The organism is Microlunatus phosphovorus NM-1, from assembly GCF_000270245.1.
Taxonomy (GTDB): Bacteria; Actinomycetota; Actinomycetes; order Propionibacteriales; family Propionibacteriaceae; genus Microlunatus; species Microlunatus phosphovorus.
This window is the reverse complement of sequence record NC_015635.1, coordinates 312844-336514: the sequence shown is the minus strand read 5'-3', so window position 1 is coordinate 336514 and position 23671 is coordinate 312844. Positions and strand designations below refer to the sequence as shown.

The following is a 23671-nucleotide window of genomic DNA, read 5'->3' as shown; positions in this document are numbered from 1 at the left end:
CATGAGCTGGGTCTCGGCCTGGCGGCTGGCCGTCGGCACCCTCACCGTCATCCCCGTCCAGCCGCCGTCACGGGTCGATCGCACCGTGGCAGGTCACGCCATGCTGCTGGCGCCGCTCGCGGTGCTGCCGCTGGCTGCGGTGACCGCCGGAATCGGTTGGCTGGCCGGTCTCACGGCCTGGCCGGCACCGTTGCCCGGCCTGCTCGTCGTGGCGGTGCTGGCGCTGGGCACCCGAGCCCTGCACCTCGACGGTCTGGCCGACACCGTGGACGGACTCGGCTCCGGACGAGAACAGGATCGGGCGCTGGAGATCATGCGCCATGGGGACGTCGGTCCGATGGGTGTCGTGGCCGTGGTGCTGGTCGTTGGCGTTCAGGCCGTCGCGGCCACCACTTTGCTGAACTCGGTGTCGGACGCCGTGTTGCTGATGATCGTGATCGCGATATCCCGATCAAGCCTGCTGACCGGCTGCCGCGCGGGCGTACCGGCCGCTCGACCAGGAGGCTTGGGATCGGCGGTAGCCGGCAGTGTTTCCACTCCCCTCGGCATCGGGGTGGGTGGTGTCGCTGCGGCGATCCTGATCGGTGCGGTGATCGCAACTGGCAGGCCTTGGTGGGCGGGTCTGCTCGCCGTCGCTGCCGCAACGCTGGTCACGTTTGCGGTCGTACGGCTGGCGGTACGTCGGCTGGGCGGGATCACTGGCGATGTCTTGGGGGCGACTGTGGAACTCACCCTCACGGTCCTGCTGCTCGGCATCACCTTGGCGCCCATTTAGCTGCAGGATTATCCCCGAGTACGGGGACGAACACACACCTAGTGCCTGCGCCGGCCCCGTGAGTCAGCTGTCACCTTCCCAGGCAGCCCGGATCCTTCAGCTCATTCAGCGCAATGCCGCCGCGACGAGCAGACGGACCGATTCATCGGTGGGCTCCGGCAGCCCATCGACCGGATGCCAGGCAAGACGATCGGACTCGGCACTGATGGTCGGCACTGCACCCGGAGGTGCGGACGCCCGGAACTGCACATCCAGGTGCCGGGTCGGCCGACCGAGCGAACAGGTCAGCGCGTGCACATCCAGTCGTACCGGGATCGGGTCGATCATCAGTCCGTCAATGCCCGACTCTTCACGAGCCTCGCGCAAGGCTGCATCGAGCACACTGCGATCCCCGGGCTCGAAGTGGCCACCGAGCTGCAGCCAGCGACCGAGCCGCGCATGCAAGGTCAACAGCACCGACGATCGGTCCGCCGACAGCACCAACGTGCTGGCCGTCAGATGCCCCGGCTCGCAGGACCGCCACAATGCGTCGGGGCGCGCGGCGAGGAAGCTCAGATAGGCCTGGATGAGACTGCGCTGATCCTTACTCGGCTTGGCATCCGCATCCAGATCGGCGTTGAGCCAACCGGTCAGCGTCCGAACAGCATCGGCGTGCAGGCGGTCATCCACCGCCTTATCTTCGCTCACTCCTTCACTGACTCGATCCGCCTCGAATCGACTCACGGGCCGATGACCCGCAACACATCAGTGTGGGTGAAGTCGTCGCCCTTGGACCGGATCGAGCCATGGCGGGTCGAACCGGCTGGTCCTGCGGCAAACGGCATGCCCGGTTCGGCTCAGAATCAGGCGGGTGGCCGCGGCGGTGGCCGGGTTCTGCTGGCCTACGCTGGACCTGCCGGGCACGCTGATCCAGAGGCTCAACGCAGCCGGATCTCCGGCATCCGCAGCTGGATCCCGCCGGTGTCGAGCTCAGTCAGCGCCTTCAACTCCGCGGCGGAGGGCACCACCTCACGTACCAGTGCTCGCGGATCGTCGCTGTTGCGCGGCTGACTCAGCCGCGCAATCACGGGCAGATGAACGGCCGGCACGAGCGGCGCGTCAGCGGGCAGCTCCGCCAGCCGGCGAGCCGTGGTCACGGCCTCTCGGAGTCCACCCAGCTGATCTACGAGACCACGGTCGTACGCGTCCCGGCCGGTCCAGACCCGGCCCCGGGCCAGCGGTTCGATCTCGGCCACGGTACGCCCACGGCCTGCCGCGACCTTGGCCACGAAGGCGGCATAGATCGCGTCCAGCTCGGCATCCAGCCGCTCGCGCTCCCCATCGTCGAACCCGCGGCGGGCTGACCACATCCGCGCGTGCTCACCTTCGTGGACCGCACCGGTCGACAGGCCGAGCCGATCCAGCAGGCCACTGATCACGAACTTCCCGCCCAGGACGCCGATCGAGCCGGTCAAGGTGGTCGGCAGCGCCACGATCGTGGTGGCGGCGCACGAGACGTAGTAGCCACCCGAGGCCGCGACATCGCCCATCGACACCACCACGGGCTTGCCGGCCTCCTTGACCCGGCACACCTCCCGCCAGATCACCTCCGAGGCGACCGCCGACCCACCAGGCGAGTTCACCCGGAGCAGCACCCCGTGGGCGCGGTCGTCCTCGAGCGCGGCACGCAGTTGGGAGGCAACGGTGTCGCTGCCGGTCTGGCCGCCGATCGGCCCCGGCCGGCTGCGACCCGAGCCGATCCCGCCACGGACTTCGACCAAGGCCAGATGCCCGCGACGCCGAGCCGGCAGCCGCAGCCGGCGCCGCGGCTTCCACCGATCGGCGAACAACAACTCGGCGTCGTCACCCACGTGCGCCCGAAAGGAGGCCAGCACCTCGTCGCGGTAGCCCAATCGATCCACCAACCGCGCCGCCAGCGCCTCCTCGGCCGTCCGCGGACCGGTGTCGACCAGCTCCCGGACCCGTTCCGGTGTCATCGAACGGCCAGCCGCGATGAGCGCGATCGCGTCGGCGTACACCGACGCGGCCAGGGCCTCCATCGACTCGCGATGCGGCTCGGTGAACTCGGTCCGGGTGAAGCGATCGGCGGCGTTCTTGTACTCATAGCGCTGCCCGAGTTGGGGCTCCATGCCAAGCTTGTCGAACGCTCCGCGCAGGAAGGTCGTCTCGATCGAGACCCCGAGCAGCCCGAGCCCGCCGCCCGGCTGCAGCCACACTTCGCCGAAGCCGGATGCCAGCACGTACGCGCCGGTGCCGGCAGCTCCGTCCGGGAAGCTCTCAGCCCAGGCGACGGTCGGCTTGCCGACGTCCAAGAACGCTTGCAGCCCGCGGCGCAACTCGTGCACCGTCGCCCAACTCAGCGGCCCACCGACCTTGGCCAGCAATCCCACCACCCGGTGATCCGCCGCCGCTTCGTGCAGTGCCTTGATCGTGGGCCGCAGCTGTCGTTGTCCTCGACTGAGCAGCGGAGCCAACGGATCGGCCGGATCCGGTTCGACCAACGGCTGCGTCAAATCAAGTTCGAGGATGATCGACGACCGATGAAACCGTCTGTGCTGCGAGTTCGGGTGCTGTGGTCGATCGTCGGATCGGCGCTGATCAAGATCAATCGGTGCAGGAGCCATGCTCCACCGTACGGGTGGGCGCAAGCGCCGCCTTCCCTACGACAGACCATCGAGGCCTGTCAGCATGCCGGGAGGCGATGACAATGTGCTGATCGAAGGCGCTAGATCGGCGAGAACGTCACCCCGCCAGCAGGGCTGGCTCGGCGGCGGAGAGGAATCCGTGGGCGACCTCGGCGGCGCGGTCGTGCGCGGCGCGGCGTCCGGTCTCCGGGTCGGCGGTGGCCAGGTTTGGGCGGAACGCGATGCTGTGGATGTCGCCAACCCCGGCCCAGCGCAGCCAGTCCTCGAAGTATGGCTGCTGGAAGTCGTGGCCGAAGGCCGGGCCGCGGTCGGGGCCGTAGACCGCGCCGGTGTAGATGACGGCGGCCCGCTTGTTCTGCAGCAGGCCGGTGTAGCCCTCGACCGGGTCGAAGGCGAAGATCATCCCGGGCTGGCTGATGACGTCGATGAACTGCTTGAGGATGTAGGGCACCGACGCGTTCCACATCGGTACGGTGAACAGGTAGTAGTCGGCGGAGTCGAAGCGCTCGAACGCGGTGCGCGCGTTGCGCCATGCGGTGGCTTCGTCGCCCTCGGGGGCGGCGCCGCCGAAGATCGTCATCTTGGCGGCTGCAGCGGGCGGGCCGAACTCGGGCAGGGTGCCGTCCCAGAGGTCCCAGTGCTCAATCGTCACGTCGGGATGGGTCGAGCGGAACTCGTCGAGGAACGTCGCCGCAATGGCGAGGGACTCGGAGCGCTGGCCGCGGGGGGAGGCGGAGATGTGCAGCAGAGTGGTCATTCTGGTGCCCCTTCGGAAGGTAGTTACGTGCGGATGCACACAGTTGTAGCATAGTGTGTGCGCACGCACAAGAACTGATAGCATGCAGATATGTCCGAAGACCTTGCCGCTACATGGGGCGCGCTGCTCAAGGTGCACGCCGCCTTGGTGCCGCGCTTCGACCGAGAACTGCAGGAGACCCACGGGCTGCCGCTGACGTGGTACGACGTCCTGCTCGAACTCAACGCCGCGCCAGACCGACGTCTCACCATGGGCCAGCTCGGCTCGGTCGCCGCCGTGAGCCGAACTCGGGTCAGCCGGGTCGTCGACGAGTTGGTGAAGGCCGGGCTGGTGGTCAGGGCGCCCAACCCTGACGACGGTCGGTCGGCGTTCGCGGCCCTGACTCCTGCAGGGCGGGCGGCGCTGCGCAAGGCGGCACCCACGTACGTCGCGGCAGTGCATCGCGAGTTCGCCGACCACCTCACCGCACACGAGGCCGAGGTCCTGGCGGCAGCCCTGCGCAAGGTGCTCGCCGCGAACGCAAACAAGCTTCAACGACCCTGATGGCATGCCGTCTAGATGAATCACAGAGGTCCGGCGACGCGAGACGCTCTACTTCGGTGAACCGTTCACGGCGCCTGAGTGGCGCCGGCCGTGGGCGGAGGACGGTCCGCGGCCGCAGCGGCACGACCTGCCTGAACACATTCGTGGTGGGAACTGATCGTCAACTGCCGCAAACCCAGCAGGGCCATCGAGCACTACGCCCATGGATGTCGCGCCTAACCAGCGATTGGGACCACGGCGCTACTCAAGAGTGATCGGGCGGCCCATCACCATCAAGATCACCTGGTCGCTGGCTGCGGCAACCTGTTGATTCAGGCGGCCCAGCAGATCGGCGAACAGTCTCCCGGAGCGATGCTCGGGCACCACTCCCCAGCCGACCTCGTTCGTTACCCCAACCACATCGGCCTCCCGCCAGGCCCGGACAAACTCCGCCGACTGTTCCTGCCAGGCCGGCTGCCATTCCGCGACCGGTCGCTGCCAGGCTTCCAGCTCGTCGAGGCACGAGGTGAGCCAGGTGCCGAGACAGTCCAGCAGCACCGGCCCGTCCGCGGCCCGCAGCGCGCTGGCTGGATCGGTGGTCTCGACGGTGGTCCAGCCCCACGGACCGCGACGGTCCCGATGGTTCGCAATCCGGGCGGCCCACTCCGGGTCTGCCGCCGGGTCGGGCACCGGCCCAGTGGCCACGTACGTCACATTGGCCCCGCCGCTGAGCAGCCGTTCCGCGTACGCCGACTTGCCCGACCGTACGCCGCCGGTGATCAGGATGCGTCGACTCATATCAGACACTGTCGCGGATGCCGTCGGAGATGTCATCCGGCGGCTACGGTGGCCGGTGATGTCCACGCTCTCCCGCCTCGCCCGCCGGCTCGCGCCGGCCGGTGGCTTGATCGCCGGTTATGTGCTCGATCGGATGTTCGGCGACCCTGAGCGCTGGCATCCGGTAGCGGGCTTCGGGCGGGCGGCCGGCCGGCTGGAGCAACGACTCTATGCCGATGATCGCCGAGCTGGCGTGCTCTTCACGGCTGTCTCGGTGGCGGCTCCGATCGCAGCCGGCGTAGCACTGGAGCGGGCCACGCGCCGCGTGCCACTGGTCACTGGCGTCCTGACGGCGGCGGCGACCTGGGCCGTCCTCGGCGGGCGGTCCCTGACGCAGGAGGCGTGCGCGGTGGCCGACCATCTGGGCGCCGAGGATCTTCCTGCCGCTCGTCACCAGGTCGGGCGGCTGGTCGGCCGGGAGACCGCCGAGCTGGACGAATCCGAGGTCGCTCGCGCCGCGGTCGAATCCGTGGCGGAAAACAGCTCGGATGCCGTGGTCGCTCCCCTGTTGTGGGGCGCGGTCGCGGGCCTGCCGGGACTGCTCGGATACCGCGCGATCAACACCCTCGATGCGATGGTCGGCCATCGCTCACCACGCTACGAGCGGTTCGGCTGGGCGTCGGCGCGGCTCGACGACCTGGTCAACTGGATCCCCGCACGGGTATCCGCAGGACTAGCCACGCTCGGCGCCCCGTGGATCAGTGGGTCGCCGAAAGAGGCGGCTGCCGTGGTGCGGCGGGATGCAAGTGCCCATCCGAGCCCCAACGCCGGAGTCGTCGAGGCGGCCTTTGCGGGTGCGCTCGGGATACGGCTCGGCGGTCGAAACGTGTACGAGGGCGCGGTATCGGACCGCGGGACGCTCGGCGATGGACGGCCGCCGGTGGGCGGCGACATCGCACGGACCACCCGATTGGCCACCATGGTGGGTGATGCCGCCCTGGTCGTCGCGGTGCTCATCCGACTCGCGCGGGCATGAGCCTGAGTGTGAACCTGCGCGGTTCCGACCCGGTGCTGATCCTGGGAGGTACGGCCGAGGCCCGCTCGCTGGCGTCCGAGTTGATGGCCGCCGGCCGCAACGTGGTCAGCTCGCTGGCCGGCCGGGTCCGCGATCCCGCACTGCCGGTTGGCGAGGTACGCGTCGGGGGGTTCAGCATTGGGAAGTTGGACGGGGTCACCGGCTTGGCGGCCTTTCTGGTCGACCATCAGATCACCGCCGTGGTGGACGCCACCCACCCGTTCGCGGCCACCATCTCCGCCAACGCTGTTGCGGCCTGTGCCCGAACCGGTACGCCGCTGCTCCGCCTGGAGCGGCCCGGCTGGCGTACCCATCCGGACGCCGACCGCTGGCTCTGGGTCGACTCGATCGAGCAAACGGTCCAGGCCGGCGCCGCGTACGCGCGACCGTTCCTGACCACCGGACGTCAGTCACTCGCGGTCTTCGCCGAGGGCTGGGCAGACAAGCAGGTCACCACCAGGGTCGTCGATCCGCCTGAATGCACCCTCCCCGCCCGCTGGCAGCTGATCCGCTCCCGCGGTCCCTATGCGTACGCCGACGAACATGCCCTGATGAGCAAGGCCGGCACCGATCTGCTCGTCACCAAGGACTCCGGCGGCACCCACACCGCGGCCAAGCTCGACGCCGCCCGCGACCTCGGCATCCAGGTGCTGGTGATCGCCCGACCGGTTGCGGTCGGTGATGCAACCCGGGTCGGCACCACCACAGAAGCGCTCGATCTGCTCGAGCCGTGGTTCGAGTGAACGGTAATCCCCGATGGTCACTATCGAAAGGTGCGCTGATGCAGTTTCGCGTGAGCCCAAACAGCATCCACGCACCTTTCGATGAGCCCACCGATCTACGGCGTCGAGCTACGGCTTGTCGCTGACTCAGTTCACTGCGCGCGGGGCCGGCGGACCGGCGTGGCCGTAGGATCAGTGGTCCCAGAGGACTGCGATCGGCAGCGCCCAGAACCGGTCGCCGATCGCGATCGACCGACGCCTTCAACGAGGTCAACAGGTCCGGGGCGCGCTGCACCTCATCAATGGCGAGGAGACCCTGCGAGTACTGAGACGCGAACCCGTCCGGATCTGCCTCAGCGGCACCCCGGTCACCGAGATCATCGAGATTGACGACTCGTACGTCACGACCCCGGATGAGCTGAGACATGAGCATGCTCTTGCCCACCTGTCGGGCGCCGCTGATCACCGTGATCGGAGTGTCGGCCAGCGTCTCCTCGGCGAGCGGGGTGACGTTACGACGCAAGAGTTCAACGACCATGACCCACCTACGCATCGGCTGCGGATTTCCCGATACCTTGTTGCGGATTTGCCGGTTCTCTGTTGCGGATTTCCCCAGTGTTAGGGGTCAGCTCTGGGGCTTGCCCGATGGCGGTGGGGAGTCGTAGCCGTTGAGGATGGCGCCATGTGGCTGCAGCTGGAAGTCGGCACCGCTCGTTCTCTATGTTGGCGCGTGCCTACGGCCATCAATCCAGCACCCGCGACCGACTCACAGGGGCACGGGCGGCGCGCTTTGGTGATCGAAGCGGCTCATACCTACTTCCCTGAAGCCGGTATCGAAGATCTACCCGCATTGGCACGCGAGGAAATTGTCGTCGGCTTGGACGGCCGACTGCGCCGTGGGATCGCGGCATCCGGGACTGACGATCCGACGCTGCCGCTGCTGCGCGACGAACTGGTGGCCCAACTCGGCGGGACAGCGGACGCCACCGGCGCGCTGACCGTGATCGACCGTGTCTACGCGGGCCGACTGCTCCGTCACCAGGTGCCGCCTATTATCGCCGCCCGCTGCCTGGCTTGGTATGGCTACTGGCGAAGCAACAACGGCGGTCCGTCGCTGGCGGCCGCGGAAGCGCTGTCGCACGCAGCGGATGCCTGGGTCGCCCAGCCATCCCGGCGACCAGAACTCGACACTGAGATCATCGCCACCGCTCAGCTACTCGCCGGAGCGCAACTCATCGCCCTGGAGGACGTCGCCGTGTAGGTCGGGGTTCGACGGCCAAGAGGACAGCGGGCCGCGGGCCGCGGGCAACGCTGCGGTGCTTGGCGTCCTCCGCGCGGTGGTAGCCACTCGCCAGCCAGCATTAGTCGCGGATCTCCCGGTGTCTTGTTGTGGATTTCCCCACGCCAGGGATCAGTGGAGAAGTCCGCCCGAACGCTCGCCACACCGATTGCCGCGCCCAAGCAGTGACATACCCGTGGCTCAGGCATGCCTTTCCAGCCCACCATCAGGCCAGGGAGTCCCGCCAAGCACGGTGCAAGGAGGCGTACCGGCCTCCGTCTGCATCGACAAGATCAGCGGGCGCACCGTCCTCGACGATCTGGCCGTGCTCCAACACCAGGACTCGATCGGCGATCTCGACCGTGGAGAGTCGGTGGGCAATGATCACCGCAGTTCGATCGGCCAGGATCGTACGCAACGCCTGCTGGACCAAACGTTCGCTCGGCACGTCGAGACTGGAGGTCGCCTCGTCCAGGATGAGCACGGCAGGGTCGGCGAGGAACGCCCGGGCGAAGGCGACCAACTGCTTCTGCCCCGCCGACAATCGCGAGCCTCGTTTGCCGACATCGGTGGCATAGCCCTCCGGCAGTCCGGCGATGAATTCGTGTGCGCCGACGGCGCGGGCCGCATCCTCGATCTCAGCCTGCGTGGCCGATGGCCGGCCGAACGCGATATTGCCGCCGATCGTCCCGTCGAACATGAAGTTCTCCTGGGTGACCATCACCACCGCACGCCGCAGGTCGGCATCACTCAGTTGGCGCAGATCGACCCCGTCCAGCAACACCTCGCCCGAGGTGGGGTCGTAGAACCGCGACATCAGCTTGGCGATGGTGGTCTTCCCCGCCCCTGTCGTGCCGACCAGGGCCACTGTCTGACCGGCCGGGACGCACAGGTCAAGGCCGGGCAGCACCTCTCGCTCCGGCACGTACGAGAACCGCACGCGCTCGAACCGGACCGTGCCGCGGGCATGCGGCAACGACACCGGATGCTCCGGCTCGCGGACGGTCGGATCCTCCTCCAACACCCCCGACAGCTTCTCCAGCGCCGCCGAGGCGGACTGGAAGGTGTTGTAGAACTGGCTGATCTCCTGCATCGGCTCGAAGAACATCCGTAGATAGAGCAGGAATGCGGTCAGCACGCCGACGGTCATCTCCCCGTGCATCACCCGCCAGCCGCCGTAGAGCAGCACGATGCCGATGGTGATGTTGCCGACCAGCCGGACGCTCGGCGAGAAGATCGCCACCAGCCGGAATGACCGGACGTTGGCGTCCTGGTATCGGTGCGCGAGCCCGGAGAAGATCTCCGCGTTGCGGGGCTCACGACGGTACGCGTGCACAGCACGGATGCCTGTCATGGTCTCGACGAACTGGACGATGACCAGCGCCGAGTACTCACGGACCTTGCGGTAAGCACGAGATGAGGCACGAGAGAACCAGCGCACCAAAAGCGCCAGCACCGGGAAACCGATCAGGCACACCGCGCCGAGCTGGAAGTCCAAGGTGAGCAGCAGAATCCCAACCCCGACCATGGTCAGCACGGCGGTCACCAGGCCGTCGAAGCCGCCGGTCAGCAACTCCATGATCGCGTCGATGTCATTGGTCAGCCGGGACACCACTCGCCCGGTGGTGTAGCGGTCGTGGAACCGCACATCGAGCTTCTGAAAATGCGTGAACAATCGCCGCCGTAACTCCAGCAACACCTGCTGGCCGACCTTGCCCGCCCCGCGCAGGAAGGCCATCCGGCTGATCGTCTGCACCACGAGGGCAACCAGCATCACCGCGATGATCTCGTACAGCACTGTCCCTCGACCGCCGTTCAGCAGCGGCGGAATGCCGTGGTCGATGCCGAGCTGGACCAGACGAGGGATGGACAGCCGGGCCGCGTTCTCGATCACCACCACGGCCACCAGCAGCCAGACGGTCTTCAGATACGGCCTCAGCAGGTCGGCGAGCAGCGCACGGCTGCGCCTCTTCAGCAGCCCACTGGCACGCTCGGCGACCTCGTCGTTGTGTTCGGCGGCAACGCCGCGCCATTCCTCGACACCGCGACGTTCGGCGTCGCGCCGGTCGCGCTCGAGCACGTCCTCGCGCCGCGGGGATGCGGAACTCATGGGGACGTCACCTCCTCGAGCTCTGCCGAGAGCAGTTCGCGATACTCCGGCACCGTGGCCAGCAGTTCAGCGTGCGTGCCGACATGGCGCAGGGTGCCGCCGGACAGCACTGCGACGCGATCGGCGAGCAGCACGGTGGAGGCACGATGCGCCACCACGATCCCGGTGACTCCGACCAGCACGCGTTGCAGGGCTTCCTCGACCAGCGCCTCGGTATGGATGTCGAGTGCGGACAAGGTGTCATCGAGCACCAGCACCCGGGGTCGGGACAGCACCGCACGAGCCAGCGCGAGCCGCTGCCGCTGCCCGCCGGACAGGCTCATCCCCTGCTCCCCGATGCGCGTGTCGAGACCCCACGGCAGGTCGTACACGAACTGCGCCTGCGCGACCTCGACCGCTTCGGCGATCTCGGCATCACTCGCATCGGGCCGGCCGAGCGTCAGGTTCTCCCGCGCCGACATGGAGAACAGCGTCGGATCCTCGAAAGCCGTCGCAACGACCGTCCGGAGCTGGCGCAGACTCAGGTCCCGGACGTCCACACCATCGATGCTGACCGAGCCGGCCGTCACGTCGTACAGCCTGGGCACCAGCTGGGTGAGGACTGTCTTGCCCGATCCGGTCGCGCCGACAATGGCGATCGTCTCGCCCGGCTCGATCTGCAGATTGACGTGTCGCAGGGTGTCCACCGCCGAGTCCGGAAAGCGGAACGCCACGTCGTCGAATCGGACCCGCCCCTGCGGATCCGCGAGTGTCTGCGTGCCGTCGACGATGTCGACCTCGGCATCGAAGATCTCCATGATCCGATCGGCCGCGGTGAACGCCTCTTGCGTCATTGCCAGCAGGAAGCCGAGCGCGGCGACCGGCCAGACCAGGGACAGCATCAAGGTGATGAAGGCGACCAGAGTGCCGAGGGTCAGCTGGCCCTGAGCAGCGGCGGCCGCCCCGAACCCGAGCACCACGATCAGCGCCGCAGTCGGAATCACCTCGAGGAAGGTCCAGAATCTCGCGCTCAGCCGCACCCGCTCCATGGAGGTGTCGTACAGCTGTCGGCTCCGCGCGTCGAAGGTGTCGAACATGTGCGCGGCGCGACCGAACGACTTGATCACCCGCAGCCCGTACGCGCCCTCCTCCACGGTCGAGGCGACGTCACCCACCTCGTCCTGGATCTTTCGCGAGAGCCGTGTGTACTCCCGCTCGTTGCGCAGGCACATCCAGCTGATCGGCACCGCGGAGACGGCCACGACCAGGCCCAACGGCCAGTACATGCTGAGCAGCAGGATCGTGACTACGACGATCTGCAGCACGTTCATGATGATGAAGAGCAGCCCGAAGCCGAGGAAGCGCCGGATCGTCGCCAGGTCGTTCATGATCCGGCTCAGCAGCTGACCGCCCTGCCACTGCGAGTGGAAGCTCATCGACAGCCTCTGCAGCTTGTCGTAGAGGTCGAGACGGATCGCGGTCTCGACCCCGTTCGTGGCCTTCGAGACGACCCAGCGGCGCAGGAACATCAGCAGGGCCTCGATCACACCCAGGCCGGTCGCGAACAGACCGAAGGCCAGCAGGCCGCGAGCATCCGACTCGGCGATCGGCCCGTCGATGACGGCCTTGGTGACCAGGGGGATCACGATCGTCGCGCCGATCCCGATGCTGGCCATCACGAACATGACGCCGAAACGCCCCAGGTAGGGACGCAGATAGCCGCGCAGCCGCCACATCGAGGCGGACGAGCGCTGCCTGGCCATCACACCTCCCCACCGATCGTTGGGCCAGCAAGATCCGGACGGCCAGAGCAGTGCGCCCGGCCATGGTCCTCAGGACATCACCAGGCACTGACAGTCCGGCGACACTCCTCTCGTCGAGCTACCCAAGAGCTCTCGACGGACCTCCCACAATAGTTAGTTCGCATCACTAAAATCCAGCGATTTCCGAGCTGCCCCTGCCGCGGCTCCTTCGTCTGCCGAGACTCCCGTTGCGAGCGGCCGCGAGGCGAAGCGACGGCTCCGTCTGGACGACCGAACGAGCCAGACACGTTCTTCGTCTGGCGAGAGAGGGAGGAAGACGGAGTCTGTGGAGCGCAGCCAAGCAGCGAGCGACGACCCCCGTTGCGAGCGGCCGCGAGGCGAAGCGACGGCTCCGTCTGGACGACCGAACGAGCCAGACACGTTCTTCGTCTGGCGAGAGAGGGAGGAAGACGGAGTCTTGGGAGCGCAGCCAAGCAGCAAGCGACGGCCCCCGTTGCGAGCGGCCGCGAGGCGAAGCGACGGCTTCGTCTGGACGACTGAGCGAGCCAGACACGTTCTTCGTCTGGCGAGCGAGGGAGGAAGACGGAGTCTGTGGAGCGCAGCCAAGCAGCGAGCGACGGCCCCCGTTGCGAGCGGCCGCGAGGCGAAGCGACGGCTCCGTCTGGACGACCGAACGAGCAAGACACGTTCTTCGTCTGGCGAGAGAGGGAGGAAGACGGAGTCTGTGGAGCGCAGCCAAGCAGCAAGCGACGACCAGCACTGTCAGCGGCGCCGACTACGATGCGGACCAGTCGACAAACAGGTATCGGGCCACTGACCACAGCCCGGCAAAAGCAGGAGGAGAGCGTGTCTCAGCAGGTTCAGGGTGTGATCTCGCGGGCCAAGGACGCCCCGGTCGAGCTCGTGACCATCAACATCCCGGATCCGGGTCCGGGCGAGGCCGTGGTGAAGGTCCAGGCGTGCGGGGTGTGTCACACCGATCTGCACTACGTCCAGGGCGGGATCGGTGACGACTACCCCTACCTGCTGGGCCACGAAGCAGCCGGGATCGTCGAGGCGGTCGGCGACGGTGTCCGCGACCTCGCCCCTGGTGACTATGTGATCTTGAACTGGCGTGCCGTGTGCGGCAGCTGTCGGGCCTGCAAGCGTGGCCGGCCCTGGTATTGCTTCGCCACCTTCAACGCCACCCAGAAGATGACCCTGGAGGATGGCACCGAGCTGTCCCCGGCGCTGGGGATCGGCGCGTTCGTCGAGAAGACCCTGGTGGCGGCCGGGCAGTGCACCAAGGTCGATCCCGCTGCGGCTCCGGAGGTCGCCGGGCTGTTGGGGTGTGGGGTGATGGCCGGCCTGGGTGCGGCGATCAATACCGGTGGTGTCGGTCGGGGTGATTCGGTGGCGGTGATCGGCTGCGGCGGGGTCGGTGCGGCGGCGATCGCCGGTGCCCGGTTGGCCGGTGCGGGCACGATCATCGCGGTCGACATCGACGAGCGGAAACTCGCGACCGCGAAGGAGCTCGGTGCGACCGACACGGTCAACTCTCGTGAGGTGGATGCGGTGGAGGCGATCCAGGGGTTGACCGGTGGTCATGGCGCGGATGTGGTGATCGATGCGGTGGGTCGGCCGGAGACCTGGAAGCAGGCGTTCTATGCCCGGGATCTGGCCGGCACTGTGGTGCTGGTCGGTGTGCCGACCCCGACCATGCAGCTGGAACTACCGCTGTTGGATGTGTTCGGCCGTGGTGGCTCCTTGAAATCATCCTGGTACGGGGATTGTCTGCCCTCTCGGGATTTCCCGATGCTGATCGACCTGTTCCTGCAGGGTCGGCTGCCGTTGGATGCGTTCGTGACCGAGACCATCGGCATCAACGACGTCGACGCCGCCTTCGCCAAAATGCACGGCGGCGACGTCCTCCGCTCCGTCGTGGTGATCTGACCGTGGCCGACAACGGAGTGCAGGCCAGGATCGATCACGCCGTGACGTCTGGCACCTTCTCTCTCGACGGGCAGACCTTCGACGTCGACAACAACGTCTGGGTGATCGGCGACGACGAGGAGTGCGTCGTCATCGACGCCCCACACGACGTCGAGGCGATCCTGCAGGTCATCGGCGACCGGCGAGTGGTGGCGGTGCTGTGCAGCCATGCCCACGACGACCACATCCGCTACGCCCCCGACCTTGGTCGAGCGGTCGAGGCACCGGTGCTGCTGCATCCGGCTGATCTGCCGGTCTGGGAGCTGACCCATCCCGACAGCCAGCCAGACGGTCAGTTGGCGGACGGACAGCAGATCCCGATCGCCGACATCACCCTCGAGGTCATCCACACTCCCGGGCACGCCCCGGGAGCGGTCTGCTTCTATGCCCCCGACCTCGGCGTGGTGTTCACCGGCGACACGCTGTTCAATGGCGGGCCGGGCGCCACCGGGCGTTCCTTCAGTGACCGCGACCTGATCGTGAAGTCGATCAACGCCCGACTGATGGGGCTACCCGGCGACACCATCGTCAAGACCGGTCACGGTGACGACACCACCATCGAGGCCGAACGCAACAACATCGCCTGAGTCATCGTCGGCAGCCAGGCGGTCGCCTCCACACGGTGGCAATCCAGACGATCCCGGGACCGGTCAGGCACAACCCTGACCGGTCCCCGCCTGGCTCGGTGGAAGGATCTTCGTATGGGTTTCATCCTTCGTACGCTGGCCAACGCCGCCGCCCTCTGGGTCGCGACCTGGATCTTCAGCGGCATCAGCCTGACCGGCACCGACACCACGCAGAAGGTCCTCACCATGCTGCTGGTGGCGGTGATCTTCGGTGCGTTCAACGCCGTGCTGAAGCCGATCTTCCAGATCGTCACCATCCCGGTGGTCCTGATCACCCTCGGGCTCTTCCTCATCGTGATCAACGCCTGGATGCTGATGCTCACCTCGTGGATCGCCAGTGTGGTCGGGCTGGGCTGGCACGTTGACGGCTTCTGGACGGCGGTCGGTGGCGCGATCGTGGTGTCGATCGTGAGCTTCATCGCGAACGGGCTGCTGGGCACGGACAAGCATGCGCGGGACTGACGCCAGGAAGTCCGGCGGCCGTGCGAGTGGGTCCGCGACCGACCTGCGGAGCATCGTGTTCGTCTGCTGGGGCAACATCTGCCGCTCCCCGATGGCCGAGCGGGTCGCGGAGAAGCTCGCCGCCGATCGCGAGATGGAAGACCTCGTCTTTACCAGCGCCGCAACCAGCCGCGAGGAGATAGGCGCGCCGATCGATGATCGCGCGGTCGCTGTCTTACGCCGGCATGGCTATCGGACCGGTGGTCACGCCGCGCATCAGGTCACTCGGTCTGAGATCGAGGACGCCGAGCTCGTGTTGGCCATGGAGGACATCCATCTACGCAAGATGCTGGCCATCGCACCCGGCGCCGACAACCTGCGTCTGCTGACCGACTTCGATCCCGATGCGGCGCCGGGATCCGGGATCGACGACCCCTGGTACGGGCCGGGATCAGGCTTTGAGCGCACCCTCGCCTCCATCGAAGGCGCCATCCCAGGACTGCTCGCTCACCTCGATCACCACGCCTGACCGCGCACCAGGAGGCACGGCGCATCTGGCATTCAGCCGCCGACCACCAGCCTGGTCTCGACCACGTCGCCCTCGTCGATGCCCTCGGCACGGCGCACCGCGACTTTCACCGGGACGAGGAAGCCGCCGTCCTTGGGGATCATCGAGGTCGTGAAGGTGGTATCTCCGATCCTCACGGTCGCCGGGATGCAGCCCCAGCCGTACGTCAACTCGTTCGCCACCGGAGCCAGATCATCGAGGATGTACTCCGGCAGCGGAATGAAGTAGAACGGTGCCGGCCCGCGCCAATAGACGACCGATCCCTCGAAGGTCCATTCCATCTCTGTCCGCGTCTTCAGTCAGGTGCGCTGTCGGGCCAACCGTATTGGGATCAGTCGACCTGCATCTCACCCATGACGTCCCAGTCGTCGCCATCTACTTGTCGGCTGACGATCTTGGGCGTACGGCTGAGTGCGTCCGGGGTCTCGGCGATGAAGGTCTTGAAGTGCTCACTGTTCACGTGTGGCCCGGCACCGTCATCGGTGAATGCCTCGACGAGCACGAACTCGTGAGGCTCCTCGACGCTGCGCGACCACTCGAACCACAGGTTGCCCGGCTCGGCTCGGGTGGCTTCCGTGAACGGCGTGACCCGTTCCATCCAGGTATCGACGAACTCCGGCTTGACCGGGAACTTGACGACGATGAAGTACATCTCTGAGCCTCCGCAGTCGACGACGTAAACAGGGATGGGCAGGCGCGCGCCGGGCAGCACCCCTGCTCGCGATGCTAGTCCCACCCATCTTTTGGCGCGAAAACCACATCAGGTGTGGGTAACGCGCCAGAACTTCGGATGGATGACTCAGCTAGGCACCACGACCGCCCGAGTTCCGTCCTGGGCCGACCACGCCTCGGCGATCCGGGACAACGGATAGGTCGTGTAGGGGATGTGCACGGTGCCGGCCGCAATCTGCGCCAGGAATCCGGGCAGTCTCGCCAGGATCTCGGCCACCGGAGTGCCACCGAGCCCGCTGCCGCTGAGCGTGAGGTTGCGGCTGCGGAGCAGGGCGCCGGGCACCGTGGCGTCGGGTCCGGCAGTGGTGCCGATCTGCACATAGCTGACGTCGTAGTCATCGACATCCAGGTTTGGATCGCCCAAGGCCCGAAAGGTGCTCTCGGCAACAGGACCCCAGCAGAAGTCGATCACGATGCTTGGCGGCTGGCCGTCCAGCGCCGCGACGATGCCGGCCGTATCGGTCCCCGGGTCGCCGGTGAGTCCGACCGTACGCAGCCCTCGGTCGGCGCCCACTCGGGCCGCGAGGCCTTCGAGCTTGGTCGTGTTGCGACCGACTGCGACGACCGTCGTGGCACCGAGCGCGTACGCATTGTCGGCGGCGATGCTGCCGGACATCCCAGTCGCGCCGAGCACGAGGACCGTCGCGAGCCCACGCTCACCCAGCTGGTCATGCCGCTTGCTCAGCGGCAGCCACGACGCCGAACCCGGATTCATGCCGGCGGCAACGGCCAACGGATCGGCCCCGGCTGGCAGCTCGATGCCGAACTGAGCGGGAACGGCCATGCGCTCGGCCATCGTTCCCCAGGGCGGTGTGACAAATCCCGTGTAAACCAACCGCCCGTCCGGCGTCCGGGCCACCGCGTCGACGCCTGGCACCGCCGGCCACGCTCCCGCCACGCTGTAGTGCCGGCCGGCCACCCGGGATCGCACTACCTGGTGCACACCTGCACCCACCAGCTCGACCAGCGCCTTTCCATCGGCCGGCTCAGGCTCGGGAAACTCGGCGTAGACCGGCACCGCCCCTGCCTCGTACACCACTGCTGCTTGCATCTCGCTCTCCTTAACTAAGTTCAATTCCAGCATCCCTTAACACTGTTAAAGTGTCAAGATGCCGCCTCGCCTGACTCGCGTCGTGATCGTGGATGCCGCGTTTGGCGTGCTCGACGACGTCGGCATCGACGGCCTGACCGTCCGCGCGCTCGCAGCGAAACTTGGCGTGAAGGCACCCGCCCTCTACTGGCACCTGGCTTCCAAGCAGGAGCTCTTGGACGAGATGGGCACCGAGGTGGCGAGCCGGATCCAACACACGCTGGCCAACCTGAGCGAGGAGACCTCGCTCGCGGAGGCACTGCTGGCGTACGCGACCGCCATGCGCGCGGAGTATCTCCGGCACCGTGACGGCGCCCGCACCTTCAGCGGCACCCGGTTGACCGACCCTGACCTGCTGCGGCATCGCGAGACGATGCTGGCCCGCTGGGTGGGCCAGGGTCACAGCATCGAGCAGGTGAGCGACGCGTTCGAAGTCGTGACGGCATACGTGGTCGGGTTCGTGATCGAGGAGCAGGAACGCACTCAGTCGAGCGCCGAGCGCTACGACCTACAGACGCGAGACGCAATCGTCGGTCCCGACCACCCGCTGTCGATTGCCTCCGGTCACCGGATCTTCTCCGATCCCGGCGAACGATTCAGCCAACAATTGGCCCTGATCATCCCGGCCCTCGCCTCGCGCTGACCGTGCCGAACCTCCTACTCGAGGTGCCAACTCATCCCGGGACTCCCCGCGAGCGAGTCACTCAGCCACCATCAGCTGACCCAACGGGTGGGCTTATGCCCCGCCTGCGACGGCCGGGGCGGTCGGGTCGGCGCCCTCGCCGGCGGTCTCGCGCTGGACGTAGTCCTCGATCGCCTCGACGTCGTTGGCTCGCTTGACCACGGTGAGCAGGTCGCTCATCGTCGCGACCTCCTCGACCTGCTCCTTGATGAACCATTGCATGAACTGATCGGAGGCGAAGTCATACTCCTCGCGCGCGATCCGGGTCAGCTGGTTGATCTGCTCGGTGACCCGCTTCTCCTGCTCCAGCGCGAGGGCGACCGGCTCGACGATGTCGGCAAAGTCCGTCTGCGGCGCCGCTACGCCAGGGATCTTGACGGCCGAGTCCTGGTCGACCAGATACTGCACCATCATCATCGCGTGGTCGCGTTCCTCCAGCGCCTGCGCATAGAAGAAGCCTGCCATCTGCGGCATGGTCAAGGCGTCGTAGTAGACCGCGCAGGCGACGTACTGCTGGTGGGCGGCGAACTCGTTCGCGATCTGCGCGTTGAGCTGCTCGACGAACCGGTCTGCTGGCATCTGGTCTCCCTCGTTGTTGCGTCTGGGCCTCGTTGTCGCGTACGGCCAATGAACCCGTGGTGACGACCACAATCCTGACAGAACGGTACGCCGCGCTGGTGACGGATCAGGACGTACGGAACGAGAGGCGTACGTCAGGTTGAGGTCACGGAACGCTCGCGGAGCATGGGCGAGATTCATCGACTGGTGCGCTGTGGTTGCTTCAGCTCAACCGAAGCCACCGCCGCGCACCAGTGAGTAAGAGCTCACTCCGGCACAGACCGAATACCTGCCCTCCCGGACCTTTTCCACCGACCAGCGCCGCAGGTGTCAACCGCGGCGTTCGTCTTCCTGGTGGCGAGCGGGACGGTCACGATCGATCCCGACAACTTCACGACTCCGCCGTCGCCTGCGCCCTCGGCATCCGCCACACAGTCGACGCCCTCCGACGACCAGACTCCGACTGACAGCCAGACTCCAGACAATGAGCCAACCGGGAGCGCCACCGGTCGATAGACACCCACGATTCCGGGCGATGAATGACCGCCTGGGGCCAGCACTGTCCGGTGAGAATCTTCACCTTGGCAGACCAGCACCCAACCGCCCCCGGGTCATCGCCACGACGACGCCGGCCGCCGCCAGGTAGGTACCGAGGATGACCCAGTCGGGTGTGTCCAGCACGGCGGTGTAGGCGTCCTGTCGCGGCATCAGCAGCAGATGATCCTGAGCAGGTGTGAAGCTGGCGTGCAGCAGGATGCAGAGTCCGACGCTATGGGTGGCATTCCACAACAGGGTGTAGAAGACCGCCAACACCCAGGGCACCACGAAGCCGGCCGGCCCGTAGATCGGCACATGCCAGACTCCCCAGACCAGCCCGAGCACGATGGTCGCGCGCAGCGGCGAGTATCTCTCCTGCAGCACCGCCAGCCCGAACCCGCGCCAGCCGGGCTCCTCCATGGCCCCACCCAGGAACAAGACGAAGACTAAGGTGCCCAGGTAGTCCGGCAGCCGCTCGATGCCGAGGGACCAGTCCACCGGGAAGCCGAGCCCTTGCAAGACGAGCGTGGCCACCACGTACAGCAATGCGGGCAGCCCCAGGGCGTACGCCCACCAGCGCGCCGGCACCCGCCAGCGCCAGACAGGTCGGATCCAGGCGATCAAGGAGCCGCCGCTGACGGCCGTGACAATGGCCGCTGCGGCCATCGGACCGAGCCCGCCGAGCAGAAAGAACGCCTGCCCACCACCCGCCGCGGCCCCGAGCCACAGACTCCAGGAGATCGCGTACGCGAGCGCGACGAAGGCGATGAAGCGATGTCGGGCGACCCACCGGCCGGCCCTACTGTCCTGGACCGGCCGTGTGGTCGTCATCGTCATCGCCTGCCCGCACTACCGGTGAGCGAGATCTGCCTGCGTCGCAGGAGTATCAGTGCCTGGCGGCGGCGTCAGGCCCGGCAACGCGGAGTGCTCATCGACAGGCGGGACGGCTGGTCGGTACCCGTCAGGTCCGGCGATCACGTACGCCGCCGTCACCAGGAACCCGACACTGAGCAGCCCACCGGCCAGAAGCACCACGAACCAGGTCTTGTCCGCCAGGTTCACCGTGTTCAGCATTGCGCCGATCCAGGCGACGAAGAGCCCCATGGACGCCGCCACGATCACCAGCACCGCGAAGCCGGCCAACGCCAGCATGGACCAGCCGAAGGGGTCGGGTCTGACCCCGACCACGTCGGGTCCATTCATAACGAACACACCGCTCGAGGCCGCCAGCACCAGCGCGACCGCACAGAGGACGCCGGCTGCCACCAGTCCGATCAGGCTTCCCAGGAACACCTTCACGATCATTGCCTTACGCATGATCATCACCTCCCTACTTCCACCGTGCGCCGTGGCACCGCGTGTCGCCAGGGTCGGAGGTCGCACCGCATACTGCCGGTGTGCTCAATATCGGGGTCGTGGTACTCGGAGTCAGTGACCAACAGCGAGCTGCCCGCTTCTGGCAGCAGGCGTTGGGTTACGTCCTGCGGCGCGACGGATTCGGCGGTTGGGCCTGGGTGCTGCAACCCGCCGACGGGATCGGGGCCTCCTTGGCCCTGCAACCCAGCGCCACCCCGATCCAGGAGCATCCCCGACTGCACCTCGACCTGCACGTGAGCGACGCCGCAGAGTTGGCGCGCGAGTGCGAACGACTGATCTCGCTCGGGGCCACCCGGGTGGCGTGGGACAGCTATCCCGAGGACCCCGACTTCGTCGTGCTGGCCGATCCGGACGGCAACAGGTTCTGCGTCGTCGACCTCAGCCACGGGTAGGGACCGGTCTGTGGTTGGTCAGGCCGTTGCGGGGACCAGTTCGGGAACCCTGGCCACTCGGTGTCGAGTGACGGCCAGCACCCCGGCAGCCACACCGATCAGCAGCCAAGCGAGGAGCAGGCCGACCGAACCGCCCGCCCCCGGGCCGCTGCTCGCGATGGCACGGGCACCCTCCATCGCCGGCGTAAGGGGCAGGAACGGCACCACCGCGGAGAGGAACGGTGGGATGGCGTGAGTGATCGCCGTGGCCGCCGACAACACCACGACACCGACTGAGATGAACCGGCCGGCACCGCCCAGCCAGGCCACCAGCGCATGGTTCACCCCCACGAAGGCCAGACCGGTGAGCAACAAGAACGGCAGCAGCTGGGCCACCTGCCCCGCGCTCAGGGCCAGCAGGATCTGCAACGTAACCGTCAGCGCAATCGCCTGGATCACCGCCACCCCGACCGCGGGCAGCAGAGCCTCGCCCGCCAATCGCCACGACGGCTTCATCGAGGTGAGGACTCGCGACGGAACAGCCCGCAGCACGACAAAGCTGGCCAGCCCACCCAGCCAGAGCGCGATCACCGACAAGAAGGTGGTGTTCGCGAGGTCCGCAAACAGCGAGCTCGGGCGTTCGGCGGTCACCGGTGCCGCCACCACACTGGACAGCGCGGTACGCATCTGCTTGTCGTACGTCGGGATCTGCTTGGCGCCCTTCTCCAGCCCGGAGGCCAGTTGCTCGGTGCCGTCGGCCAGCTGACTACCGCCGTCGGCCAGCTTGACCAGACCGTCGCTCAGCTGGCGACCCCCGGTCGCTGATTGAGAAGTGCCGACGGCAAGCTGCTTGGTGCCGGCGGCCGTCTGCTGGATGCCGCCGCTGAGTTGCGTGAGCCCGGTCGACAGCTGGTCGGTGCCGTCGGCCAGCTGGTCCAGGCCGGTGGCGAGACTGCTCGTGCCCTTGGCCAGTTTCGGTCCGTTGTCAGCGAGCTTGTCGATGCCACCTGCGAAGCCATTCATGCCCTTCGCGATCAGCGGGCCGTTCTCGGCCAGCTGGGAGCCGCCGGACTCGAGGTTCTTGGACAAATCGACGAGGCTGTACGACTTGCCGTCCGGTGCCTTCTGCTTCGTCGTCAGGCCGGCATGCGCGGCACCAGTGCCGGCCGCGACCCCTGCCGCGGCAGCGGCGAGGAAACCGAAACACTGCTCGTCCGGCATCTCCGCGGCACAGGTGATCTGGAACGGCTTGAGCCCGGCCTTCAGCGCAGCCAGCCCCTCCTCGCTGTAGCCGGCCGCGCCGAGCTGGGCGAGTTGGGCCATACCGTCCGAGGCTTGCTTCATTCCGTCGTCGAGCGCTTGGACGCCCTTCCCGACACCGGCGCCCAAGGTCCCGTACTGCCCCGCGCCCTTGGCGAACTTCCCGGCCCCGTCGACAAACTCGCCGAAACCGGGCTGCTTCTTCGTTCCTTCGTTGAGTTGCGTCAGTCCACCCGTGAACTGCTTGACACCGTCGGCCAACTGATCGGCGCCATCGGCGGCATCCTGCGCACCATCGGCCAGCTGCCGCGTCTGCTTCGGGAGCGCCTTCGTACCGTCGGCGAGCTTGGTCATTCCGGTCGACAGTTGCTGGGTTCCGTTGTCCAGCTGCTCCAGGCCGTCGGCCAGCTTCACCGATCCGGTGGAGACCTGATCGAGACCGTCGCTCAGCTCGCTGGTGCCGTCAGCGAGCTTGCGGGCGCCGGTGGCGACCGACTGGAACTGCTTCTTGGTGGAGTTGAAGCCGAGATAGATGTTGTCCAGATACTGCTTGGTGAGCTCGGTGTTCAGCGTGTCCCGCGCCGCGGTGGTGATCACCTGAGCGACCACGCCGTCGGTGATGCCGCTGACCTCGGAGGTCTGCACGGCGATCTCCGCCGGCTCGATCTCGGCGACCTCGTCCTTGCTGAACGAGGTGGCCCGCTTCGAGAAATCCTCCGGAATGGTCACCACGGCCGCGTACGTGCCCTTTGCCAAGCCTTGCTGGGCATCCTCGTCGTCGGTCAGCACCCAGCCGAAGTTCGCAACGTCGTCCTCCCCGTTGACCAGACCCCCCGCAAGCTGTCGGCCGAGCGGCACGAACTGGTCGTTCAGGGTGACCCCCTCGTCGTTGTTGACGATGGCGGCCTGCACCAGGTCGAGCCGGTCGTCGGAGTTCCAGGTCGCCCACAAGAACCCACCCGAGACCAGCAGCGGCACCAGGATCAACCCGACCAGGGACAGCCAGGTGATCTTGGGATCACGCGCGCGTTCGAGCTTCCACATATCCGTCGCT

At 67.2% G+C, this 23671-nt stretch carries 24 protein-coding genes and 1 pseudogene; 11 read left to right on the top strand and 14 right to left on the bottom strand.

The features are described from left to right. Position 1: 1 nt before the first annotated feature. Positions 2 to 775, top strand: coding sequence for an adenosylcobinamide-GDP ribazoletransferase (locus MLP_RS01480; protein ID WP_013861216.1), 774 nt, complete (start codon positions 2 to 4; stop codon positions 773 to 775). A gap of 105 nt (positions 776 to 880) precedes the next feature. Here the strand turns inward: MLP_RS01480 and MLP_RS01475 are convergent, their stop codons facing one another. From MLP_RS01475 to MLP_RS01465, 3 genes are all read right to left on the bottom strand, one after another. After that, positions 881 to 1444, bottom strand: a complete 564-nt coding sequence (locus MLP_RS01475) for an NUDIX hydrolase (RefSeq protein ID WP_013861215.1) — start codon at positions 1442 to 1444, stop codon at positions 881 to 883. 248 nt (positions 1445 to 1692) lie between these two features. Further along, entirely contained in the window at positions 1693 to 3288 is a 1596-nt protein-coding gene (gene sppA, locus MLP_RS01470) for a signal peptide peptidase SppA (protein WP_197536488.1), read from the bottom strand. Positions 3289 to 3517: 229 nt separating this feature from the next. Then, complete coding sequence (locus tag MLP_RS01465) at positions 3518 to 4177, bottom strand: FMN-dependent NADH-azoreductase (protein ID WP_013861213.1); 660 nt, start codon at positions 4175 to 4177, stop codon at positions 3518 to 3520. A gap of 90 nt (positions 4178 to 4267) precedes the next feature. Between MLP_RS01465 and MLP_RS01460 the strand changes: the two genes are divergently transcribed. Then, positions 4268 to 4720, top strand: a complete 453-nt coding sequence (locus tag MLP_RS01460; RefSeq protein WP_013861212.1) for a MarR family winged helix-turn-helix transcriptional regulator — start codon at positions 4268 to 4270, stop codon at positions 4718 to 4720. 240 nt (positions 4721 to 4960) lie between these two features. Here the strand turns inward: MLP_RS01460 and MLP_RS01455 are convergent, their stop codons facing one another. Beyond that, positions 4961 to 5497 carry a bifunctional adenosylcobinamide kinase/adenosylcobinamide-phosphate guanylyltransferase gene (locus MLP_RS01455; RefSeq protein ID WP_013861211.1) on the bottom strand — a complete coding sequence of 179 codons (537 nt, stop codon included), beginning with the start codon at positions 5495 to 5497 and terminating at the stop codon, positions 4961 to 4963. Positions 5498 to 5555: 58 nt separating this feature from the next. Here MLP_RS01455 and MLP_RS01450 point away from each other — a divergent pair, with 58 nt between their 5' ends. After that, positions 5556 to 6512, top strand: coding sequence for a cobalamin biosynthesis protein (locus tag MLP_RS01450; protein ID WP_013861210.1), 957 nt, complete (start codon positions 5556 to 5558; stop codon positions 6510 to 6512). Then, positions 6509 to 7294: a cobalt-precorrin-6A reductase gene (locus tag MLP_RS01445; protein ID WP_013861209.1), complete on the top strand. Its 786-nt coding sequence runs from the start codon at positions 6509 to 6511 to the stop codon at positions 7292 to 7294. The genes MLP_RS01450 and MLP_RS01445 overlap by 4 nt, the downstream gene beginning before the upstream one ends. A gap of 229 nt (positions 7295 to 7523) precedes the next feature. Here the strand turns inward: MLP_RS01445 and MLP_RS29405 are convergent. Continuing rightward, positions 7524 to 7811 (bottom strand): annotated as a pseudogene (locus MLP_RS29405) (AAA family ATPase); the annotation flags it as partial. A gap of 192 nt (positions 7812 to 8003) precedes the next feature. On the opposite strand from MLP_RS29405, the gene MLP_RS01435 reads away from it, so the two are divergent. After that, positions 8004 to 8534, top strand: coding sequence for a hypothetical protein (locus MLP_RS01435; protein WP_156820987.1), 531 nt, complete (start codon positions 8004 to 8006; stop codon positions 8532 to 8534). A 244-nt stretch (positions 8535 to 8778) separates the two neighbouring features. Here MLP_RS01435 and MLP_RS01430 read toward each other — a convergent pair whose 3' ends face one another. Further along, positions 8779 to 10662, bottom strand: a complete 1884-nt coding sequence (locus MLP_RS01430; RefSeq protein WP_013861206.1) for an ABC transporter ATP-binding protein — start codon at positions 10660 to 10662, stop codon at positions 8779 to 8781. Further along, complete coding sequence (locus MLP_RS01425) at positions 10659 to 12404, bottom strand: ABC transporter ATP-binding protein (protein WP_049804420.1); 1746 nt, start codon at positions 12402 to 12404, stop codon at positions 10659 to 10661. The genes MLP_RS01430 and MLP_RS01425 overlap by 4 nt, the downstream gene beginning before the upstream one ends. Positions 12405 to 13250: 846 nt before the next feature. On the opposite strand from MLP_RS01425, the gene MLP_RS01420 reads away from it, so the two are divergent. From MLP_RS01420 to MLP_RS01405, 4 genes are all read left to right on the top strand, one after another. Further along, positions 13251 to 14336, top strand: coding sequence for an S-(hydroxymethyl)mycothiol dehydrogenase (locus tag MLP_RS01420; RefSeq protein ID WP_013861204.1), 1086 nt, complete (start codon positions 13251 to 13253; stop codon positions 14334 to 14336). A 2-nt stretch (positions 14337 to 14338) separates the two neighbouring features. Continuing rightward, complete coding sequence (locus MLP_RS01415; protein WP_013861203.1) at positions 14339 to 14962, top strand: MBL fold metallo-hydrolase; 624 nt, start codon at positions 14339 to 14341, stop codon at positions 14960 to 14962. A 114-nt stretch (positions 14963 to 15076) separates the two neighbouring features. Next, on the top strand, positions 15077 to 15463 hold the full coding sequence (locus MLP_RS01410; RefSeq protein WP_013861202.1) for a phage holin family protein: 387 nt from the start codon (positions 15077 to 15079) through the stop codon (positions 15461 to 15463). Next, positions 15450 to 15971, top strand: coding sequence for a low molecular weight protein-tyrosine-phosphatase (locus tag MLP_RS01405; RefSeq protein ID WP_013861201.1), 522 nt, complete (start codon positions 15450 to 15452; stop codon positions 15969 to 15971). Before MLP_RS01410 ends, MLP_RS01405 begins: the two co-directional genes overlap by 14 nt. A 32-nt stretch (positions 15972 to 16003) precedes the next feature. On the opposite strand, the gene MLP_RS01400 is transcribed toward MLP_RS01405, so the two are convergent. The 3 genes from MLP_RS01400 to MLP_RS01390 form a co-directional block, all read right to left on the bottom strand. Further along, positions 16004 to 16291 carry a DUF1905 domain-containing protein gene (locus MLP_RS01400; protein ID WP_013861200.1) on the bottom strand — a complete coding sequence of 96 codons (288 nt, stop codon included), beginning with the start codon at positions 16289 to 16291 and terminating at the stop codon, positions 16004 to 16006. A 50-nt stretch (positions 16292 to 16341) separates the two neighbouring features. Then, the gene (locus MLP_RS01395; protein ID WP_013861199.1) at positions 16342 to 16662 is read right to left on the bottom strand and encodes a putative quinol monooxygenase; all 321 of its coding nucleotides are present in this window, start codon (positions 16660 to 16662) and stop codon (positions 16342 to 16344) included. Between the two features lie 147 nt (positions 16663 to 16809). After that, entirely contained in the window at positions 16810 to 17793 is a 984-nt protein-coding gene (locus MLP_RS01390; RefSeq protein ID WP_041789597.1) for a quinone oxidoreductase family protein, read from the bottom strand. 58 nt (positions 17794 to 17851) lie between these two features. On the opposite strand from MLP_RS01390, the gene MLP_RS01385 reads away from it, so the two are divergent. Beyond that, a complete protein-coding gene (locus MLP_RS01385; protein ID WP_013861197.1) occupies positions 17852 to 18475 on the top strand; it encodes a TetR/AcrR family transcriptional regulator C-terminal domain-containing protein in 624 nt (207 codons plus the stop codon). Between the two features lie 93 nt (positions 18476 to 18568). Here the strand turns inward: MLP_RS01385 and MLP_RS01380 are convergent, their stop codons facing one another. The 3 genes from MLP_RS01380 to MLP_RS01365 all read right to left on the bottom strand — a co-directional run bounded on the left by MLP_RS01380 (position 18569) and on the right by MLP_RS01365 (position 20926). Then, positions 18569 to 19093 (bottom strand): ferritin, encoded by a 525-nt coding sequence (locus MLP_RS01380; RefSeq protein ID WP_013861196.1) that lies wholly within the window; start codon positions 19091 to 19093, stop codon positions 18569 to 18571. A gap of 555 nt (positions 19094 to 19648) precedes the next feature. Then, positions 19649 to 20440 carry a CPBP family intramembrane glutamic endopeptidase gene (locus MLP_RS01370; RefSeq protein ID WP_197536487.1) on the bottom strand — a complete coding sequence of 264 codons (792 nt, stop codon included), beginning with the start codon at positions 20438 to 20440 and terminating at the stop codon, positions 19649 to 19651. 18 nt (positions 20441 to 20458) lie between these two features. Then, on the bottom strand, positions 20459 to 20926 hold the full coding sequence (locus MLP_RS01365; RefSeq protein WP_156820986.1) for a hypothetical protein: 468 nt from the start codon (positions 20924 to 20926) through the stop codon (positions 20459 to 20461). A gap of 80 nt (positions 20927 to 21006) precedes the next feature. Here MLP_RS01365 and MLP_RS01360 point away from each other — a divergent pair, with 80 nt between their 5' ends. Next, entirely contained in the window at positions 21007 to 21378 is a 372-nt protein-coding gene (locus tag MLP_RS01360) for a VOC family protein (protein ID WP_013861192.1), read from the top strand. A gap of 18 nt (positions 21379 to 21396) precedes the next feature. Here MLP_RS01360 and MLP_RS01355 read toward each other — a convergent pair whose 3' ends face one another. Then, complete coding sequence (locus MLP_RS01355) at positions 21397 to 23661, bottom strand: YhgE/Pip domain-containing protein (protein WP_013861191.1); 2265 nt, start codon at positions 23659 to 23661, stop codon at positions 21397 to 21399. Between the last annotated feature and the right edge of the window lie 10 nt (positions 23662 to 23671).

Excerpts from the sequence above, each read along its gene's own strand:
- MLP_RS01460 (WP_013861212.1), top strand. The coding sequence starts at position 4,268 with ATGTCCGAAGACCTTGCCGCTACATGGGGCGCGCTGCTCAAGGTGCAC.
- MLP_RS01365 (WP_156820986.1), bottom strand. The coding sequence starts at position 20,926 with ATGCGTAAGGCAATGATCGTGAAGGTGTTCCTGGGAAGCCTGATCGGA.
- MLP_RS01400 (WP_013861200.1), bottom strand. The coding sequence starts at position 16,291 with ATGGAATGGACCTTCGAGGGATCGGTCGTCTATTGGCGCGGGCCGGCA.
- MLP_RS01455 (WP_013861211.1), bottom strand. The coding sequence starts at position 5,497 with ATGAGTCGACGCATCCTGATCACCGGCGGCGTACGGTCGGGCAAGTCG.
- MLP_RS01395 (WP_013861199.1), bottom strand. The coding sequence starts at position 16,662 with ATGTACTTCATCGTCGTCAAGTTCCCGGTCAAGCCGGAGTTCGTCGAT.
- MLP_RS01425 (WP_049804420.1), bottom strand. The coding sequence starts at position 12,404 with ATGGCCAGGCAGCGCTCGTCCGCCTCGATGTGGCGGCTGCGCGGCTAT.
- MLP_RS01380 (WP_013861196.1), bottom strand. The coding sequence starts at position 19,093 with ATGCCAGCAGACCGGTTCGTCGAGCAGCTCAACGCGCAGATCGCGAAC.
- MLP_RS01390 (WP_041789597.1), bottom strand. The coding sequence starts at position 17,793 with ATGCAAGCAGCAGTGGTGTACGAGGCAGGGGCGGTGCCGGTCTACGCC.
- MLP_RS01445 (WP_013861209.1), top strand. The coding sequence starts at position 6,509 with ATGAGCCTGAGTGTGAACCTGCGCGGTTCCGACCCGGTGCTGATCCTG.
- MLP_RS01370 (WP_197536487.1), bottom strand. The coding sequence starts at position 20,440 with ATGACGACCACACGGCCGGTCCAGGACAGTAGGGCCGGCCGGTGGGTC.
- MLP_RS01405 (WP_013861201.1), top strand. The coding sequence starts at position 15,450 with ATGCGCGGGACTGACGCCAGGAAGTCCGGCGGCCGTGCGAGTGGGTCC.
- MLP_RS01355 (WP_013861191.1), bottom strand. The coding sequence starts at position 23,661 with ATGTGGAAGCTCGAACGCGCGCGTGATCCCAAGATCACCTGGCTGTCC.
- MLP_RS01430 (WP_013861206.1), bottom strand. The coding sequence starts at position 10,662 with ATGAGTTCCGCATCCCCGCGGCGCGAGGACGTGCTCGAGCGCGACCGG.
- MLP_RS01465 (WP_013861213.1), bottom strand. The coding sequence starts at position 4,177 with ATGACCACTCTGCTGCACATCTCCGCCTCCCCCCGCGGCCAGCGCTCC.
- MLP_RS01385 (WP_013861197.1), top strand. The coding sequence starts at position 17,852 with ATGCCGCCTCGCCTGACTCGCGTCGTGATCGTGGATGCCGCGTTTGGC.
- MLP_RS01450 (WP_013861210.1), top strand. The coding sequence starts at position 5,556 with ATGTCCACGCTCTCCCGCCTCGCCCGCCGGCTCGCGCCGGCCGGTGGC.
- MLP_RS01410 (WP_013861202.1), top strand. The coding sequence starts at position 15,077 with ATGGGTTTCATCCTTCGTACGCTGGCCAACGCCGCCGCCCTCTGGGTC.
- MLP_RS01480 (WP_013861216.1), top strand. The coding sequence starts at position 2 with ATGAGCTGGGTCTCGGCCTGGCGGCTGGCCGTCGGCACCCTCACCGTC.